The sequence below is a fragment of the Shewanella profunda genome (genome assembly GCF_023283765.1).
Lineage (GTDB): Bacteria > Pseudomonadota > Gammaproteobacteria > Enterobacterales > Shewanellaceae > Shewanella > Shewanella profunda.
Genome location: NZ_JAKILG010000116.1, coordinates 1 through 772, shown reverse-complemented (window position 1 = coordinate 772; position 772 = coordinate 1). Strand labels below are relative to the sequence as shown.

1 protein-coding gene is annotated in these 772 nt (G+C 35.6%); it reads right to left on the bottom strand.

The window, feature by feature from the left end; translation table 11 throughout:
• Window positions 1–186: 186 nt before the first annotated feature.
• A complete protein-coding gene (locus L2744_RS21495) occupies window positions 187–675 on the bottom strand; it encodes a hypothetical protein (RefSeq protein WP_248993775.1) in 489 nt (162 codons plus the stop codon).
• Between the last annotated feature and the right edge of the window lie 97 nt (window positions 676–772).

The window sequence follows — 772 nt, the reverse complement described above, 5'->3', positions numbered from 1 at the left end:
AAGGCCTCTGAGCGCTGGACCCACCCCATCCAAAATTGGAATTTGACGCTATCACAGCTCTCAATCCATTTTGAGGGGCGCTTAGAAAACCATATCGATCTGTGAAATTAATCTGACACAGAATTATGAACAGCCTCGGTGTGGGGGCTGGAGGCTAAATACCTCCGGCTACCCGATTATAACTCACTATTTCGAAACCTTGCTGATCAATTTTTCTATATTCAAATCTTGCTGTTTAGATTTATTAAAAGGTAAATCAAAAATAGCTATAAACTCTTTAAAAAGCTCCATATCTATTTTAACTTCCTCGTTGATACTAACTTTAGATAGTTCCAACGCATCCAATATCGCTCGATCTCTACCCACTTGATTTGCATTATGTATGTATAGATCAACTAGAAATTTCACATAAAATATAAAAAATATTGAGAGCATAATTAATAATGCTCTCTTACTCGAAAGCAAAGAGTTTACTACACTATCTTTATTCTTATTTATTGCTTCGGTGTAACCATCTATCGAGTCTTTGACTCCTTTAAAGTCAGCGTTCAACTGATCGAGATTAAACTTTGAAATATAGGTGTTATCTCGTTTTTCTGAGAGTAACTTTTTTAAAGTTTCTTCTTTGTCATTAATCCTATCTTTAAGAAAAAACATCGTATTTGTAGTGGTCAACTAAATTTGGCCACAGCTTTAGAATCTAACCAAAATCGTCGCTCTGATTCATTTGGGCTCAATCCTGCATTGTAATGATGTGGCCTGACTTCACAGT